The following is a 16,328-nucleotide window of genomic DNA, read 5'->3' on the forward strand; positions in this document are numbered from 1 at the left end:
ATGGGTACCTATATGATCTTTTCCATCATCTTTGTGACCTTACTTATGGCATTTCAGGCGAATTTTTATTTTGATTCTGTGTTGGGCAAGTCCAGACGAAAGCCGCGCAGAGCGATCTATTTCATGGTATTTCTCATGTTGGGTTATTTTTATTTGGTCTCTTCCTTCTCAGATATCATTTCTACTGCTGTTGCTCTGCTGTTAATCTTCAGTCTGGCACAGTCCTATGAAGTGGAGTTTAAAATCAAGCTTGTTTTTACCATCCTGTATGCGGTTCTGATTACAATGGCAAATACGATAGCTGTATATATTCTCGGAGTTTTGGAATCCACAGAATTCATCTCATGGGAACAGTTCAACGGAGAAAACCACTGGATTCTTTCCAAGGTAATGCTGGTTGGTTGCAGTATCATGTTTATTGTTATTCAAATTGTACGTTTAGTGGCTAAACGTAGAAGTTTTGCCGTGCATTATCGTTATTATTTGCTGTTTCTTATCGTACCCATTATTACGATCTATCAGATCAATGTGGCCTCCATATATAGTGAAAAAAACATATTCTACGTCTTTTCTGTACTAGGCTCGCTATTTCTCAACGTGTTCATTGTATATGTATTCGATAACATGGTGGAAAAGGTACAGCTTGCGCATGAAAATACCCAGTTACAGCGTCAGATGGACTACCAGGATGCCAACTATGAGAAGACTGTTCACAGTTTTAAAAACATTAAATCCATCATCCATGATATCAATCAGCAGTTTCTGTATATTGATGAATGTATCCAACGTAACGAACTGGCAGCGGCAGGTGACCATATTAAGTCTACATTAAATACCATTGAAGGTGCGTATCAGCGGGTGAACTCTGGCAATCTGGTCATTGATGCACTCGTTACAAATACCTTGGCTATGGGGCAGGCAAACGGGATCAAAATCGACACCAAAATCCAGCTCCACTCGCAACATATCCAGATCGATCGGTACGATCTGTGTGTGGTGCTGGGTAACATGCTCGATAACGCAATTGAGGCCTCCAAGAAAGTTAGACAGGCCGAGGATCGATACATCCTCATTGCCATTCACTCCACATCATCTACACTGGTCATCCAAATTATGAATCATGTGGAGCAACCGATCGTTGACTTGAAAAGTGACAAGCCCAATCCGGAGTACCATGGGATCGGTCTAACCAATATATCGCGAATGTGCGAGAAATATGGTGGACATATGAGTATTGAGCATCAGCATCGGAAATTTAACAACATGGTCGTGCTTCCGTTCCACACCGACAACCCCTGAACCTGCCGTTCAGGGGTTGTTTTTTTCCATTCAGGGTCCGTTTGCGTTTGATCAGTCTCTTCCCGGATATGATGAATTCATTCATAAGAACATTTGAGGGAGGACATAGGATGAAGAAACTAATTAGTCTTTTATGTACAGCGGTGCTTGTAATTACACCGCTGGCAGATGTCAGAGCAGAGGCGAATAACAGCGGTACGATTGAGGCACGGGCGGAGCAGATCGCCAAGGAGATGGTGCAAAACTACGGTGTCACCAGTGTGCAATATGCGATCATGGATGAAGGGGAATATATTTTATCAGATAGTGTCGGATTGCACGATAAGGCATCACAGAAGCCAATAGACAAGGATAGCATGTATGGCATAGGCTCGGTTAGCAAAATGGTTGTTACGGCAGCCGCCATGAAGCTGGTTGATTCCGGTAAAATAGATCTGGATGAGCCGCTTACTTCGTATATCAAAGACTTTAAAATGGCAGATGCGCGCTATACTCAAATCACACCGCGCATGTTGATGAATCATTCATCCGGTCTTTACGGTACACATTATGGAAACAGCATGTTGTTTGAAGATAATGACACCCGCAATCATGATGAGTTATTGCTCAAACTTCAGTCCGAAAAACTGAAATCCAAACCTGGCGCATACTCCGTCTACGCCAATGACGGTTTTCAATTGCTTGAAATCCTGGTTGAACGGGTGAGTGGATTAAGCTACAGCGAATATATCGCCAAGTTCATCAGCGAGCCGTTGAAGTTGGAATCAACGAAGACACCACTAGATTCCTTTGACAGAGCGCAATTATCCGAAACCTATTGGCCTACACTTGAGATGAAGATGCCTACCGAAAATGCAAACATTATCGGCACAGGCGGAGTGTACTCTACCGCAGAAGAATTGAGTCAATTCGGAGAGGTTTTAATGGGGAACAGACCGGATATTCTGTCCGATTCTGCTGTGAAGGCCATGCAATCTCATGAATATCGTAAGGGCATATGGGTATCTGATGAGCAAAATACGATCAATTATGGCTTGGGATGGGATTCGGTTGACCTTGCACCTTTCAGCGATTATGGGGTTACCGCGCTTGCCAAAGGCGGGGATACCATGTTGTACCATGCCGTGTTAATCACTATACCTGAACATGATATTTCAATGGCGGTTCTATCATCTGGCGGATCTTCCATCTACAATCAGATGTTTGCCAGCAAAGTGCTGCTGGAAGTTCTGGCGGATCAAGGCATCATTGACAAGGTTAAACCCGATCAGACCTTCTCGTCACCCGACAAAGTGAAGATGCCAACAGAATTAAGCGCGTACTCCGGTCTCTATGGTACGGTAGGAGAGACATTGGATATAACGATTAAGGATGGTGAGATGCAACTGCCTGCTTTGCTGGGTGGAATTATTCCAGAGCAGAAATATGTGTACACAGGCGACGAACATTTTACAAGTGCGGATGGCAGTGTAAAAGCTAGTTTTGTGAAGGAACGTAATGACAAGGTGTATGTTAAAGTTCAAGGCATGATATCGTTACCCGGCATAGGTCAAACGGTAATGAACACGTATGATTATCAAAAACTGGATCATAATGCGCTTGACGTAGCAACGAAAGAGAAATGGACAGCTCGTGACGGCTCGAAATATTACGCGTTGGATGAAAAAATAACATCCATCTTTTATCTGCTTCCATCGATGCTGATCAAGAACCTGTCTGTTGATGCCAAAAATGGCTATGCTAATGGCACGCAAATCATGGATGCAAACAACGCAGAGAATATCGCCGAGATTCCTGTAATGAACGGAAGAGACGCGTTTGATCTGCAATTTTACACAAAGAATGGCGCCGAGATTTTGCTCCAGGATGGGCAGGAATACATTGCTGAGGAGGCGATTACTCCAATCTTTGGTGGAAAAAAAGGAATTACGACTATTCCGGCAAACGGTCAAGCCCGGTGGTATGCGATCGACGCCCGATCGGGTAACAAATCCATCACGGTGGATTCTCCCAAGACCGGAGGTTATGCAGTGTATAATGATAAAGGGGAAATGGTTGACTTCTCTGTAGCAACCAATCAGGAATCGACGAAACTCCCGAAAAGTGGTTTTATCGTTTTTGGTGGTGATGCGGGGGATGTCTTCCAGATCCAACTAAAGTAAAGCAGAAACTTCATTAATGAGTCACGTTCGCAACTTATCACCGAAAAAATACAGTTATCAAGAAGTCGCCTGGTGGCGGCTTTTTTGATATTTTCTTTGAATAATTTAACAATACGGTAACTATTTGGACCCATCACACGTTATGTTTATGTAGTTATATCTCAGGATTTTAATAACAGGAGGAATTCATTTACCATGGTCAATATACATAAACGTCAAATGAATAAGGAATGGAAAAGAAGAGCAGGAAGACCCATCATTGCAGGCATTACTGCTGGAATGCTGATGGTTCACTGCGTTATCGGCGTGTTGCCATCGCAGGCACATGCTGAAGCATCGGATGTATCCATCCGTAACTGGTATTCGTATCAACGAATCACTGTACCTGAACTGAAACCTTCTTGGACATCGAAAGTAGATAACTATCTGAATATGAACGAGACGTATGTTGGAGTTAATGCCATCGCAGAAGAAGGAAAAGTATTCACGTTTGCTGGATCGAAGCTGATTGCACTTGATGCGACAACAGGTAAACGGCTGTGGACTTACGACAAAGACCTGACTCCTTATATTACCTATCAAAGCGGGATTCTCTATGGACTGACCATTGATCACAAGCCATATGCCTTGAATGCGAAGACAGGCAAAGCAAAATGGCAGTCAGGCACATCCACCTGGATTGATACGTATAACCGTACGGAAGCTCTGATTCCAACGGTGGATACCCTCTACGTGATTAAGGGGAGTACAACGTTTGCACTGGATATCCAGTCAGGCAAACTGCGCTGGGAAGCAGATGAACCATTAGGTGAAGGTAATGGTACTGAGTATCTGAGAGAATCTAATGGTGTGGTGCTGAGAACCTTTTTTGTCCAAGGGGCACTTACATCCTTACAGCTTAATGCATATGACAAGAAAACGGGCAAGAAGCTATGGGGTCATTTTGGTCAGGGCGAAGCTATTCAGATCAAAGACGGTCTTGTATACTCAGCGGACTACTATTCTTCGATTTTGGAAAATGACGAGTCTTCACCAGAACGCAAATGGAAAGTGAATGTGTACAATCTGAAGACCGGTGTGTTAAAAGGAAGTCAGGAGTATAAGTGGACCATGCCGGGGGATCCACCGTATGTGAATGGGTATGGAGGGATATTTTCCAATAAAGACAAACTATATATTCTACAAGGGGATAAGATAGCGGAGTATTCGTTGACCTCAACCAAGCCGGGTCCAACGCCACTTCGAACTTTTCAGCGCCCTTATGGAGAAAATATGGTGTGGCTTGGCATTACACAGGAAAGGTTGATCTTCAAAAACGACACGGGAGAACTTACAGGCATCAAGCTGGCTAATGGTCAGGAGGTTCAGTGGCATGGTGATGCCCCGGTTTCTCAGATTGATGTTTACGGCAAAGGAATGTATCGAGCGCAACGTAACGGCACCCTGCTTGCCCTCAACATGATGACGGGTCAGCCAGCTTTTCGAGTCGCTACCGGGGGAGATCTGCACAACACGACATTGAAGACAAATGGAATGATCATCATCCAAGCCGAAGGCAAACTTCTCGGCGTTAAGCTGCCAGCATCGCTGAAATAAGTGATTTAGAATGAAAAATATGTGAGAAGACTGGATTACGGCATAGCTTGCTCATAATCCGGTCTTTTTTTATTTTTGCGCATAAAACACTGCAAAGTCCAAGTATTTGTACATGCAATCTGCCACGCTAAACCCAGCTTCCTCCAACCACACCAATTGATCCTCCAGCATGGCATTGATATCCACCTTGCGTCTTTCGATCGATGCCGAGGTGGCTTCCTCAGACAAACCACTTTGATGAATCGCTTCTAACCAGCACTGGTGGTAATAGGAGTCCGTATCGGGGGTTCTTCCCTGAACTTGATCTGCGTTGATGAAGCATCCACCTGGTTCTAACAACTTGTGTACAGAGTCAAACACCTTTTTCTTGTCAGCGTGGGTCAGATGGTGAATAGACAGGGAGGAGATAATCATATCGTAGGAACTGGTGAAATCGTACTTGGAGTAATCCCCGACCACATACTGCACTTGTGTAGCATCAGCAAATCTTCGACGTGCTCCTTCGAGCATTTGATCACTAATATCGATCAGGGTTAATCGCGCGTTGGGATACTTTTGCAGGACCAATCCGGAGAGCAGTCCCGTTCCTGCACCCAGATCAAGAATACGTGGAGAATCGAGCGGGCTTTCCATTAGATCCAGAGCCATTCCATAAAAATCATCAAAACAAGGGATAAGCTGCTTTCGCTGCACATCATAATCTTGGGCTACCTTATCAAACAGCTGCTTTACTGAGAATTCCATGTGCTCATCACTCCTTAGGTTTTCTCCATATTTTACAAACTGGAAGGGATCAAGGGAAATACTGATTATGGATAAACTCATAGGTTGGACCTATGGATTCCGAGTCTCAGCCATGGGTAATAACATGTAAGCACAGAATATAGACAGGGGGAATGAACCTGATGTTTCAACCACGTTTTATTATGATGAGTATCTCCTTAATCGTTATAGTTCTAACACTTGCAGCTTGCTCTGGTAGTAATGAACCTTTGCCTAGCCCTCAACCATCAATGCCAGTAGGTGAACCTGCTCCAGCACCTTCAACAGAAAATGAACAACCATCTGAAACAGAAGAAGCAAATGAAACGGAGCGTCCACTGACCGCAAGTTTTGAAATGTTGACCGCAGATGGCAATCAATCACTAGAGGCGACCTTGCAACAAGGAGAAGGATTTTCCTTGTACGTATTCGAGAAATTCACATTTGATGCTGCTCAAGGCCGTCTGTCACTGACTAGTAACGCTGACTATTATGTGGATATTGAACCACTGCCTTCGGATTATAATCTGGCAGAACTGGAGACAGCAGGTAAAGAAGAATTAGTAAAAGCCGGTAAGGTATCTGATTATAGTGGAGAACTGGTAGAACACCCGCTTGGTCATGCCAAGCTTTATCTTCAGGCCTCTGGTGAAGAAGGCATTAGCGATTATATGGTCTGGAAATCAGAAGAAGAGGAAGCATTTCTATTCCGTCTTCATAATCCAAAAGGAGAAGAGGCCTCTGATTTCGCCAGTCCGGTCCTTGTTTCGTTATCCACCGTTCAGGGTGATTCGTAACGTGGATGACTATAATCATTTCAACGAAAGTCGCCAACTGGCGGCTTTTTTACGTTTACAGATTGTACGGAGAAGTTGCAGGTGATGTATTCACTTCCATTTGACTTAGAGTACGCTCTAGGGTGTAGACTTTGAAGAAGTAGAAATATTACTAAGGAGATGAACAGAATGACACAGGAAAATAATACTAGAACTTTACAACATAAAATGGACTCTGGCTTCAACCATAATAGTACAGCGGAGGATGTATTGAGGGAACTGGACTTGTCAGGACAGCTTGCTATTGTAACGGGTGGATATTCCGGCCTGGGGTTGGAGACGACACGTGCGCTTGTGAAAGCGGGAGCCCGTGTAGTGGTGACTGCGCGTCGTCCAGCGGTTGCGAAGGAAGCACTTTCGGGTCTGGAAGGTGTTGAAATAGATGAATTGGACCTTGCTGATTTATCCAGCGTTCGTGCTTTTGCCGAGCGGTTTCTGGCGAGTGATCGGAACATTGACATGCTGATTCTTAATGCGGGCATCATGGCTTGCCCGGAGACGCGGGTTGGTCCTGGCTGGGAAGCTCAATTTGCAACCAATCATCTGGGCCACTTTGCCCTGACTAATCTGTTATGGCCTGCACTCGCAAGTCAGGGGGGAGCACGTGTTGTTTCCTTGGCATCAGCGGGACATCATTTCTCACCGATTCGTTGGGATGACATCCAATTTGAACATGGCTATGAGAAATTCCCTGCATATGGACAGTCCAAAACAGCAACAATTTTATTCAGCGTTGAGCTGGATCGTCGAGGTGCAGAGCACGGCGTACGGGCTTTCTCAGTTCATCCAGGCGGAATTATGACACCACTACAGCGTCATATGCCAAAAGAGGAAATGATTGCTCTGGGCTGGATTGATGAATCTGGACAAGTGGCCAACCCTGCGTTCAAAACACCTGAGCAGGGGGCAGCGACGCAAGTCTGGGCAGCAACTTCTCCTCAACTTGAGGGAAAAGGCGGTGTCTACTGTGAGGATTGTGACATCAGTGAAATGGCTCCAGAGGATGGAGGTTTCTATGGGGTCAAGAAGTATGCCATCGACCCTGAGCAAGCTATTCGTTTATGGGAGCTATCAGCCAAGCTGACTCAAACAGACATAGAACTCTCATAATCATAATCATGTAGTTGTGGCAACAGAGCAACAGCTCGCTTCCATGCAGGAACTCACGAAAAGTTCAAAATCTAAAGAGAATGTGATTAATTATAATGAAAACAACATAATTTCAAACAAAATCTCCTATTTAGCATATAATAAAGAAGGAGCATCTCATTTTCGCGATGGTGCAATCATTTCTTTATGAATTCAGGGAGAGAAAATCATGAATATTTTTGAGCATCAGATACCTTTGGAAAAAGTGAAATTCAATGAACCACTAAAAAATCACACGTTTATTAAAATAGGTGGCAACGCAGATATTCTCATCCATCCAACAACGATAGACGAAATCACTAAAATCGTGGAAATTGCCAACTTACATCAGTTACCTCTGACGGTCATTGGAAAAGGCTCAAACGTCATTATTAAAGACGGGGGCATCCGGGGAGTAACGATTTCTCTTAGCCACTTCGATCAAATTAAAGTGAATGAGGACAGCATGATTGCGCAAAGCGGCGTAGATATCATTGATGTATCCAGACTTGCTTTGGAGCATAGCTTGACCGGTTTGGAGTTTGCTTGTGGTATTCCCGGCAGCACGGGGGGCGCACTTTACATGAATGCGGGTGCTTATGGCGGTCAGATCGCCGATGTTGTTGAACGTGCGACTGTGATCACCAAAGACGGCGCAGTGTTGGAAATCCCGCGAGAAGAGATGAAGTTTGGTTATCGAAATAGTCTCTTCAAGATGGATCACTATATCATACTGGAGGCCGAATTCGGGCTCAAAAAAGGAAACAAGGAAGATATTGCAAGCAAAAGGAAGGAATTAACGTTCCTGAGAGAATCCAAGCAGCCGCTTGAATTCCCCTCTTGTGGAAGTGTATTTAAACGACCCGAGGGACATTTTGCCGGTAAACTGATCCAGGATTGTAACTTGCAGGGCACTCGCATCGGAGGCGCTGAAATCTCCATGAAGCATGCAGGTTTTATCGTAAATGTGGATCACGCTACTGCCCAGGATTATATGGATCTGATCCAATTTATTCAGAAGAAAGTATATGATACGTTCCAAGTTGAATTGGAAACCGAAGTAATCTTTCTGGGAGAATAGGTTCGATGAATGACTTGAAAGGTCGCCAATGGCGGCCTTTTTTGATTGTCCGAATTATACTTAAACAAGAACTAATATGCTAATAATGGTAATATCAGAGTGATTGTATTTAATATTTCATCGTTATCATAAGGAGTGTACATGGAGATAATCAAGCGTAACAGGAGAATTTTGCTAATCACTGCAATGGTAATTTTACTATCGCCCCTGTCAATCTTGGCATATATGTATATGAATGAACGAGCTGGCGGGCTAGCCGATCAACGGATATCCAAAGTTTGGGGATTGAATGAACCTATACATATTCCTATAGCGAACAGTCCTCAAGGGGCCGTTCAAGAATTTAGAGGTGAATCTTATACCTCCCAATTCATTCATCAGGAGGCTGTGGACGGGGGCATGATTTTGTTTACACAAAAAAAGGGTCGGGAAAATAACAGTAATCTTCAGATGGAGTATAGCCGCAAGAACATTTTCGGATGGAAATGGGTATGGGGTGGAGGATATTCCATTAATGAATCAGTTGAATCCAAGTTTGCGTTGAATTATATGAGCATACCGAAATTGGAAAAAGTCTCGGCCCCGTTTCCGATGTTATTTGGTGACATCATAGACTCCACTATCAAACGTGTAACTGTTGAAATCAAGCACAATGGAAATCCCGCCACTTTCAATGCGAAGCTGGTTGAGGCAGGTGAGAACCAACAAACCTGGTACGCATTCCTGCCTTCATCAGCGACTACTCCTTATACAATCAAAGCATATGATGAAAAGGAGAACCTCTTAATCAATAAAGACATTGAAGAGGCAGATGACTTTGGCTCATTATTTGTTGAATAATCTCAAATAGAACCACGCAAAAAACAGCGGCATTCGAAGACTTTAAGTACGAGTCTAAGATTGCTGCTGTTTTACGGTTAGAGAATAAATAGTTACCTGGACATTGAATCATCTGCGGTTCGATTGGCCTTCACATATTTGAGCTGCGCAACGATGATGACACTGATGATGACCAGCAGGAACCACGAACTAATTTTGCTAAAGCTAACCAGTTGCCAGGCATCATGCTGATCAGGGTATTTCCAGGCATTGAAAAATGTAGCGATGTTCTCAGCAGTCCAAATGAAGAAACCAACGATGATAAAAGCAAGCGATAAGGGCATTCGATAGGTCGTTGCTCGTACCCGGTAAATAATCCAGGTTTTCCAGAAGACAATAAATACAAGCGCCGTCAGCCACCAGCGAAAATCGGGCATAAAATGATGAGTGAAAAAGTTAATATAGATGGCTGCTCCGAGCAGCATCGAAGGTGCAAAACCAGGCCATCCGGTCATGTCCATTCGCAGTCTTCGCCACACCTGACACATAAAACTGGCTACACTTGCATACATGAATCCGCTATAAAGAGGGACACCCAGGATTTTGCTGTATGCTTGCTCAGGGTATGACCATGATCCCATCCATACTTTATAGATTTCTAGCACCAGGCCAATAATGTGAAATACACAGATGACCTTGATTTCATCCTTGGTTTCCAAGCCGCTTCGATACATCAGGTACTGCACAGCAAGCAATACGAGCAGAATGGCATCATATCGATGAAGGAAAGGAATAGGAATTACGCTGGACAGTGCCAGTGTTCCAAAGATCGCTACGGGAAATATGCAGCTCATGGCCTGATGATAGCCAAAATGAAGTAGTTGTATTAGAGATTTCAAGTCGAGTTAAACTCCTTTCCAAACATGTTGGAGCAAGATTCATTTAAAATTTAAGGTTCTTCATCACGGGCGTTTTTGCCTACACTTCATAATATAGATATGATCCATGAATAAAAAGAGAAAAAACCACGCAAATCTGTTCTTGTTTTCAAACTGGAATCATCATGAGAGGGCTCTATGTGAGGTCGACAGGGTCACTCCATGTATATTCTCTTGTGTGGTTATGTTAAAATGAAGTTCGTACAATTACATTAGACAAGGAGGCCGCTATGCAACCGATTAAACCTCAAGACATTCAGCTCCGGATCAATAATCTTGCTGATCAGGACTTATACGTACATCTAGAACTTACGTCAGGTGCTTACGCACAACACATGGACAGTACAAAACATCCAGCATCGGCATTCATTACTAATGCGGCCATACGATATACGCAGGGGTCCATTTCAGGTACAGGTCCATACCGTGTTGGTCTGAAAACAACGCAGGGATGGCTTTACGCCGAAGGACTTACACATATTGATGAGCAGGAACAAGAAAGACTGATTCTCGCCGGTCACGACAGCCAAGGTAAACTAGTTGTGGCGTTACAATTAAGCCGAGAGATGTTCTGATGAAAGCGGAGGATTGAATAACCATGAATACTACACACAACGAGCATGAGCGCATCTTGGTGGTATATCCACATCCAGATGATGAAGCTTTCTCTGTATCGGGAACGTTAGCCAAATACATAGATGGCGGTGCCCATGTAACCTATGCTTGTCTAACACTTGGCGAGATGGGGCGCAATATGGGGATTCCTCCATTTGCCAACCGAGTGACGTTGCCTGGCATCCGTAAACAGGAACTCATCGAAGCTTCTGAAGCGATTGGTATTCAGGACCTGAGAATGCTGGGTTTCCACGATAAAATGCTGGAGTTCGAAGATCCACAGTTACTGGAAGACACCATCATGTCGCTACTTAAAGAGTTGAACCCTACGCTGGTCATAACGTTCTATCCGGGGTACAGTGTTCATCCCGATCATGATGCAACGGGAGCCGCTGTTATACGTACAATCACTAAACTTCCTGTGGATGAACGTCCGATTGTTCATTGCGTTGCGTTCGCTAATAATCAGGAACAGTACATTGGCAAACCGGATGTATTTGTTGATGTATCCGAATTTTTGGATCGAAAAATGGCGTCCATTCGTGCCCACCGTTCACAATTCCAGGCAGCAGAGCTTGTAGGAAATCGTGAGCTGAATAATGAAGAAATCAAGAAACGTTTTGGCAGAGAAACATTTTGGACCTATCCATTTGAATAATATATTACTTAGAAGTCGCCTATATGGCGGCTTTTTTTGATTCACATCACAATATCGACACAAAAATGGAGCGTCTATAGCCTAATTGAGCTATATGGAATAAATATCATTTTAAGTACACTATGATCAGGATTGTGATAACGCTTCATTTATTACGTTGCTTCAATGGATGAGGAACATGGAGAGTTGATTTTAAGTGGAGTGGAGGGATGGTGTGTACAACCAACGTATATTTTGGATTAACGTAAGAGCCGTTGAATACATTGCCACAGCAATAAGCAACTGTAACAAGAAGCCGGAATTGCGCGGTTTGAATCATGAGTAGTCTTTGGGCAGGCTTGGGTACATTCAACAGTTGTAAGAAGAGTCGGGTTACGGGTTTAATTTTTCTAATCGGAATGATGATGCTCCTGCTATCCCTTCCACACGGTGCAGTCATTGCCTCCTCCGGACATCGTGAGCTCATTCCCCTTCAGCCTATGATTGACCGTTCTGCACCTGGAGAAGTCATTGAACTTGCATCAGGTCGTTATTCTGGACCCGTGACGATTGACAAAAACATCACCATTCAAGGTGATCCTACGGTCATAGTTGTTAATGCGGAAGCCACCTCTACGATAATGATTCACTCGGATGGGGTGAAATTGAGCGGTTTTACAATTGAACATGATACGAATGAACAGACTGCAGCGATTCAGGTTGAAGGGAAAAACAGTGAAATCACGGATCTGCATATTCAGACCCAGGGGTATGGGATGATCATCCGGAATTCGAGTCAGGCAACGATTAAGCGGAACAACATTACGTGGGCCGGGTCTGATTCTGCTTCCAGTGGCCAGAAGGGCAATGGCATTGATCTGTACAACTCCCATGATAGCTTCATTGAAGCCAATGAGATCACCGGCATGAGGGATGGAATCTATCTGGAGAACAGTCGCAAGTCTATCGTGCAAAATAACAGGCTGTTACATACGAGGTATGGCATCCATTGCATGTATATTGACGGCTCTTCTGTCATGGATAATACCGGAGAAGAGAACATGACAGGTGCCATGATCATGGGCGTCAAGAATACGGTTATATCGGGCAATTCTTTTCGCAAACAGAGTACTAATGTTCACTCCCAAGGGATTTTATTGTATGACGTACATCAATCCTCTGTTCACAACAATGTAGTGGAAGGTAATCGTGTTGGGATGAATATTGCAGAATCCTCAGGCAATGAGATACATGACAATGCGGTGCTTCGGAATTTTGTTGGCATACAGCTTGTTCTGGCAGAAGCTAATGAGTTTACACGTAACCAATTGGTGTCTAATGTCATTGAAGCTTCGGCGCTGGATAGCCCGAATAATGTCCTGATGGAGAACTACTGGGACTCCTTTCAGGGGCTCGATCTGAATCGGGATGGGATCAGTGAAATATCCTATGCCATCAATCCTTTTTATGAGCAACTGGTCAGTCGAAATTCAGCGTATCAGCTCTTTTTCCAATCACCGGGTATGGTCTTTCTGAGTGAGTTGTTTACAGAAGGCAGAGAACAATGGACTACCGACAAATCTCCACGAATGAGCATGGATACGGAATCTGATCTGCACATGTCAGTGGAAAGGGCAGCAGGTTCCAAGATGGTGTGGATGTTCGGGTTAGTTCTGTTGAGTATGGCAACTTTTATAATCATCTATATGGGGGTATTACGAAAATGAACAAAAGTTTGAACAGAAGATGGTCCATGGTGATGGTACTTATGTTTGGCATGGTGCTGTTAACCGCTTGCGGAACAAAATACGCGGCATTGCCGATCAATGAAGACGTGGATATCTGTGCGATCTGTAAAATGCAGGTGAAGGACGATGCATATGCAACACAGCTCACTACGAAAGACGGCCAAAATTACAAGTTCGATGATATCGGCTGCATGAACCAGTGGAAAACAGAAAATGGCACAGATAACATCGGCATGGACTATGTACGTGATTACAATGACAAGGAATGGATTGAATACAGCAAAGCCACGTATGTATACGACGCTTCATTGCGTACACCTATGGCCTATGGAATTCTTAACTTTAAGGACAAGCCCTCGGCTGAAGCTTTCATTGCAGAGCAAGGTGTAGGAACCATTATGACCGCTGAGGATCTTGCCTCCCATGACTGGAAACAGAACACAGAGAATATGGACATGATGGGTGAACATGGGCATGATGAGCACGGACATGGTGAAGAAGGAGACGGTAATGAGATGCATCAGGAAGGTGAGATGAAAGAAGAGTCAGGCCACTAAGTATGACAATAGAAAATGGTGATCAATGATGTCAGATATGATACAGATTGCAAGACGAGAAGTGAAAATGGGATTTCGCAATCCTTGGGCGTATTCGTTTCTGATCCTTTTTTGCACCTTTAGCTTAAGCTTGTTACTTCTGAATTCGCAGAATCTGGTTGAAGGATATTCGGGCACAACAGGTTCGATGTTGAATCTCATTCTTTACCTCTTACCATTAATGACGCTGTTCCTCGGTTCCTTCTCACTAACATCCGAAAAGGAAGACGGTAGCTGGCAACTGCTGTCCACGTATCCCATCGGCACGATGTCTTTTATTGTGGGGAAGTATCTTGGGCTGTCGATTGTTTTAATTACCATTGTTGCGTTTGGATACGGCCTGATGGGGGTCATTAGCGGAGTGATTGGGAATCCACTGGATGTCATGACATATCTTCTTTTTCTGGCATTCTCGTGTGGACTGGTGTTGTTATTCCTGACGTTGGCGCTATTTATCGGTTCGTTGTCGCGCAATCGGTGGCAGGCGTTAACCATATCCGTGACCGTATGGTTCTTCGCTGTCATTGGATGGCCGACGTTATTGCTCTCTGTGCTGGGACTGATGCCTTATCTATGGGTGAAACCTCTGCTGGTTATGCTAACACTCATCAATCCGGCCGAGCTGGTGCGATTGTTTGTAGTCATCAAACTGGGAGGTGGCTCCATTCTTGGACCAGAATATTATCGATGGGTGGAGTGGGTGCAGCAACCAAATGGCAGTTGGATCTTCATCGGGATATGCCTATTCTGGATTGCTTTCTCTGTCCTGGCGGTATATGCGATCTGGGAGAGGGGGCGTTCTCATGGATAAAGTGGGACTCGAAGTGATGGGATTGTGCAAATCCATTAAAAAGCAACCAATTGTTGAGGATATCTCCTTTCGCATTACTTCAGGCCAAGTGCTTGCCCTCTGTGGAGGGAATGGTGCAGGAAAGAGCACGGTGCTGCGTATGATCGCAGGAATTCTTCGGCCTACCTCCGGTGAGGTTGCAGTGAACAATGTACGATGGTTGAAGGAGCGCAAGCGTTATTCAGAGCAGATTGGATATATGCCGGACGATTATCAATTTAATCAAGGACTGAGTGCGGAGGAAATGCTTCTGTTCTGGGCTTCTCTGAGGAAAGTTCCCAAGGAGAGAGTACAGGAAGTACTGACCATGGTAGGTTTGGAGGATCAAAAGAAAAACCGGGTTACGACCTTCTCCAAAGGCATGCGCCAACGTGTGTTATTCGCCCAGGCTGTGCTGTCGAAACCTCCACTGCTCATCATGGATGAGCCAACGAATGGACTGGACCCATTCTGGATGCAGGAATTAACTCAGCTGCTCAAGGGCATCAAACAGGAAGGCCACATGGTCGTGTTCTCGACCCATCAGCTGGAGATCGCAGACGACATTGCGGATCAGGTGATATTCATGAACCATGGACGTAATGTTGGAGAGGGCTCTACTCACGACTTTTGTGATCAATTCGGTTCGCTCCATGCAGCATTTCATCAAAGTCTTGGCTTAAAGTGAAGGTGAGTTTATTGCAGAAAAAGAGTTTTAAAAGCAGACGTACACTTACAATTTTGATTGGTGTGATCGCATTGTTAGCAGGTATATGGGCCATTTTCGAAAATGTATCGACACCCGAGTCTGGGCGTGGCAATACTATTCAAGCAGGTGCAAAAGCCCCTGAGTTCACAGCGGTTAATTCAGCAGGCGAACAGGTCAGCCTGTCCGATTATCGGGGCAAAGCCGTGATGATTAACTTTTGGGCTTCATGGTGCACACCTTGTGTACGGGAGATGCCGCTCGTTCACCAGATTGCTCAGGACTATCAGAATGACGTGGAAACCCTGTTTGTTAACGTGGGGGAATCGAAGGGCACGATTCGTGAGTTTATGGATAAGCAGGCGTTTGATTTTCCGGTGATCATAGACGTGACGGGCAACATATCAGGTATGTATCGGATTACAGGTTTGCCCGCAACAATGGTCATTGATAGGGATGGGGAGTTCCGTCACATACTGCTCGGTGAACTGACCGAAGATATACCATTGCAGCAATGGCTGGAAGAGAGTATCTAGTCGTAAGCGTTGGGTGGTGGTGAGAAAAGGGATAGGAACG

The 16,328-nt window shown here is 44.5% G+C and carries 16 protein-coding genes; 14 read left to right on the forward strand and 2 right to left on the reverse strand.

What is annotated here, in order from left to right; translation table 11 throughout:
* From C161_RS14400 to C161_RS14410, 3 genes are all read left to right on the forward strand, one after another.
* Positions 1 to 1,299: a GHKL domain-containing protein gene (locus C161_RS14400; RefSeq protein WP_036670839.1), complete on the forward strand. Its 1,299-nt coding sequence runs from the start codon at positions 1 to 3 to the stop codon at positions 1,297 to 1,299.
* 110 nt (positions 1,300 to 1,409) lie between these two features.
* The gene (locus C161_RS14405) at positions 1,410 to 3,461 is read left to right on the forward strand and encodes a serine hydrolase domain-containing protein (RefSeq protein ID WP_036670840.1); all 2,052 of its coding nucleotides are present in this window, start codon (positions 1,410 to 1,412) and stop codon (positions 3,459 to 3,461) included.
* Between the two features lie 195 nt (positions 3,462 to 3,656).
* On the forward strand, positions 3,657 to 5,057 hold the full coding sequence (locus C161_RS14410) for an outer membrane protein assembly factor BamB family protein (RefSeq protein ID WP_036670842.1): 1,401 nt from the start codon (positions 3,657 to 3,659) through the stop codon (positions 5,055 to 5,057).
* Between the two features lie 69 nt (positions 5,058 to 5,126).
* Here C161_RS14410 and C161_RS14415 read toward each other — a convergent pair whose 3' ends face one another.
* On the reverse strand, positions 5,127 to 5,801 hold the full coding sequence (locus C161_RS14415; protein WP_036670843.1) for a class I SAM-dependent methyltransferase: 675 nt from the start codon (positions 5,799 to 5,801) through the stop codon (positions 5,127 to 5,129).
* A 161-nt stretch (positions 5,802 to 5,962) separates the two neighbouring features.
* Here C161_RS14415 and C161_RS14420 point away from each other — a divergent pair, with 161 nt between their 5' ends.
* The 4 genes from C161_RS14420 (at position 5,963) to C161_RS32360 (ending at position 9,704) form a co-directional block, all read left to right on the forward strand.
* Entirely contained in the window at positions 5,963 to 6,616 is a 654-nt protein-coding gene (locus C161_RS14420) for a hypothetical protein (protein WP_084650171.1), read from the forward strand.
* 168 nt (positions 6,617 to 6,784) lie between these two features.
* Positions 6,785 to 7,765: an SDR family NAD(P)-dependent oxidoreductase gene (locus C161_RS14425; RefSeq protein ID WP_036670846.1), complete on the forward strand. Its 981-nt coding sequence runs from the start codon at positions 6,785 to 6,787 to the stop codon at positions 7,763 to 7,765.
* A 190-nt stretch (positions 7,766 to 7,955) separates the two neighbouring features.
* A complete protein-coding gene (murB, locus tag C161_RS14430; RefSeq protein ID WP_442789431.1) occupies positions 7,956 to 8,864 on the forward strand; it encodes a UDP-N-acetylmuramate dehydrogenase in 909 nt (302 codons plus the stop codon).
* A gap of 231 nt (positions 8,865 to 9,095) precedes the next feature.
* Positions 9,096 to 9,704, forward strand: a complete 609-nt coding sequence (locus C161_RS32360) for a hypothetical protein (protein WP_235193810.1) — start codon at positions 9,096 to 9,098, stop codon at positions 9,702 to 9,704.
* Between the two features lie 92 nt (positions 9,705 to 9,796).
* On the opposite strand, the gene C161_RS14440 is transcribed toward C161_RS32360, so the two are convergent.
* A complete protein-coding gene (locus C161_RS14440; protein ID WP_036670849.1) occupies positions 9,797 to 10,582 on the reverse strand; it encodes a DUF817 domain-containing protein in 786 nt (261 codons plus the stop codon).
* 269 nt (positions 10,583 to 10,851) lie between these two features.
* On the opposite strand from C161_RS14440, the gene C161_RS14445 reads away from it, so the two are divergent.
* The 7 genes from C161_RS14445 (at position 10,852) to C161_RS14475 (ending at position 16,288) form a co-directional block, all read left to right on the forward strand.
* Positions 10,852 to 11,196 (forward strand): YojF family protein, encoded by a 345-nt coding sequence (locus C161_RS14445; RefSeq protein WP_017688572.1) that lies wholly within the window; start codon positions 10,852 to 10,854, stop codon positions 11,194 to 11,196.
* Positions 11,197 to 11,219: 23 nt separating this feature from the next.
* The gene (gene bshB2 / locus C161_RS14450) at positions 11,220 to 11,894 is read left to right on the forward strand and encodes a bacillithiol biosynthesis deacetylase BshB2 (protein ID WP_036670850.1); all 675 of its coding nucleotides are present in this window, start codon (positions 11,220 to 11,222) and stop codon (positions 11,892 to 11,894) included.
* Positions 11,895 to 12,211: 317 nt separating this feature from the next.
* Positions 12,212 to 13,600 (forward strand): right-handed parallel beta-helix repeat-containing protein, encoded by a 1,389-nt coding sequence (locus C161_RS14455; RefSeq protein WP_235193811.1) that lies wholly within the window; start codon positions 12,212 to 12,214, stop codon positions 13,598 to 13,600.
* Positions 13,597 to 14,178, forward strand: a complete 582-nt coding sequence (locus C161_RS14460; RefSeq protein WP_051449728.1) for a nitrous oxide reductase accessory protein NosL — start codon at positions 13,597 to 13,599, stop codon at positions 14,176 to 14,178. Before C161_RS14455 ends, C161_RS14460 begins: the two co-directional genes overlap by 4 nt.
* A 28-nt stretch (positions 14,179 to 14,206) precedes the next feature.
* Positions 14,207 to 15,028 carry an ABC transporter permease gene (locus C161_RS14465; RefSeq protein WP_036670851.1) on the forward strand — a complete coding sequence of 274 codons (822 nt, stop codon included), beginning with the start codon at positions 14,207 to 14,209 and terminating at the stop codon, positions 15,026 to 15,028.
* A complete protein-coding gene (locus C161_RS14470) occupies positions 15,021 to 15,734 on the forward strand; it encodes an ABC transporter ATP-binding protein (RefSeq protein WP_036670852.1) in 714 nt (237 codons plus the stop codon). Before C161_RS14465 ends, C161_RS14470 begins: the two co-directional genes overlap by 8 nt.
* A 2-nt stretch (positions 15,735 to 15,736) precedes the next feature.
* Positions 15,737 to 16,288, forward strand: coding sequence for a TlpA family protein disulfide reductase (locus C161_RS14475; protein WP_235193812.1), 552 nt, complete (start codon positions 15,737 to 15,739; stop codon positions 16,286 to 16,288).
* The last annotated feature ends 40 nt before the right edge of the window (positions 16,289 to 16,328 follow it).

The sequence above is a fragment of the Paenibacillus sp. FSL R5-192 genome (genome assembly GCF_000517845.1).
GTDB lineage: Bacteria > Bacillota > Bacilli > Paenibacillales > Paenibacillaceae > Paenibacillus > Paenibacillus amylolyticus.

Excerpts from the sequence above, each read along its gene's own strand:
- C161_RS14445 (WP_017688572.1), top strand. The coding sequence starts at position 10,852 with ATGCAACCGATTAAACCTCAAGACATTCAGCTCCGGATCAATAATCTT.
- C161_RS14405 (WP_036670840.1), top strand. The coding sequence starts at position 1,410 with ATGAAGAAACTAATTAGTCTTTTATGTACAGCGGTGCTTGTAATTACA.
- C161_RS14400 (WP_036670839.1), top strand. The coding sequence starts at position 1 with ATGGGTACCTATATGATCTTTTCCATCATCTTTGTGACCTTACTTATG.
- C161_RS14415 (WP_036670843.1), bottom strand. The coding sequence starts at position 5,801 with ATGGAATTCTCAGTAAAGCAGCTGTTTGATAAGGTAGCCCAAGATTAT.
- C161_RS14425 (WP_036670846.1), top strand. The coding sequence starts at position 6,785 with ATGACACAGGAAAATAATACTAGAACTTTACAACATAAAATGGACTCT.
- C161_RS14455 (WP_235193811.1), top strand. The coding sequence starts at position 12,212 with ATGAGTAGTCTTTGGGCAGGCTTGGGTACATTCAACAGTTGTAAGAAG.
- bshB2 (WP_036670850.1), top strand. The coding sequence starts at position 11,220 with ATGAATACTACACACAACGAGCATGAGCGCATCTTGGTGGTATATCCA.
- C161_RS14465 (WP_036670851.1), top strand. The coding sequence starts at position 14,207 with ATGTCAGATATGATACAGATTGCAAGACGAGAAGTGAAAATGGGATTT.
- C161_RS14420 (WP_084650171.1), top strand. The coding sequence starts at position 5,963 with ATGTTTCAACCACGTTTTATTATGATGAGTATCTCCTTAATCGTTATA.
- C161_RS14460 (WP_051449728.1), top strand. The coding sequence starts at position 13,597 with ATGAACAAAAGTTTGAACAGAAGATGGTCCATGGTGATGGTACTTATG.
- C161_RS14410 (WP_036670842.1), top strand. The coding sequence starts at position 3,657 with ATGGTCAATATACATAAACGTCAAATGAATAAGGAATGGAAAAGAAGA.
- C161_RS32360 (WP_235193810.1), top strand. The coding sequence starts at position 9,096 with ATGAATGAACGAGCTGGCGGGCTAGCCGATCAACGGATATCCAAAGTT.
- C161_RS14470 (WP_036670852.1), top strand. The coding sequence starts at position 15,021 with ATGGATAAAGTGGGACTCGAAGTGATGGGATTGTGCAAATCCATTAAA.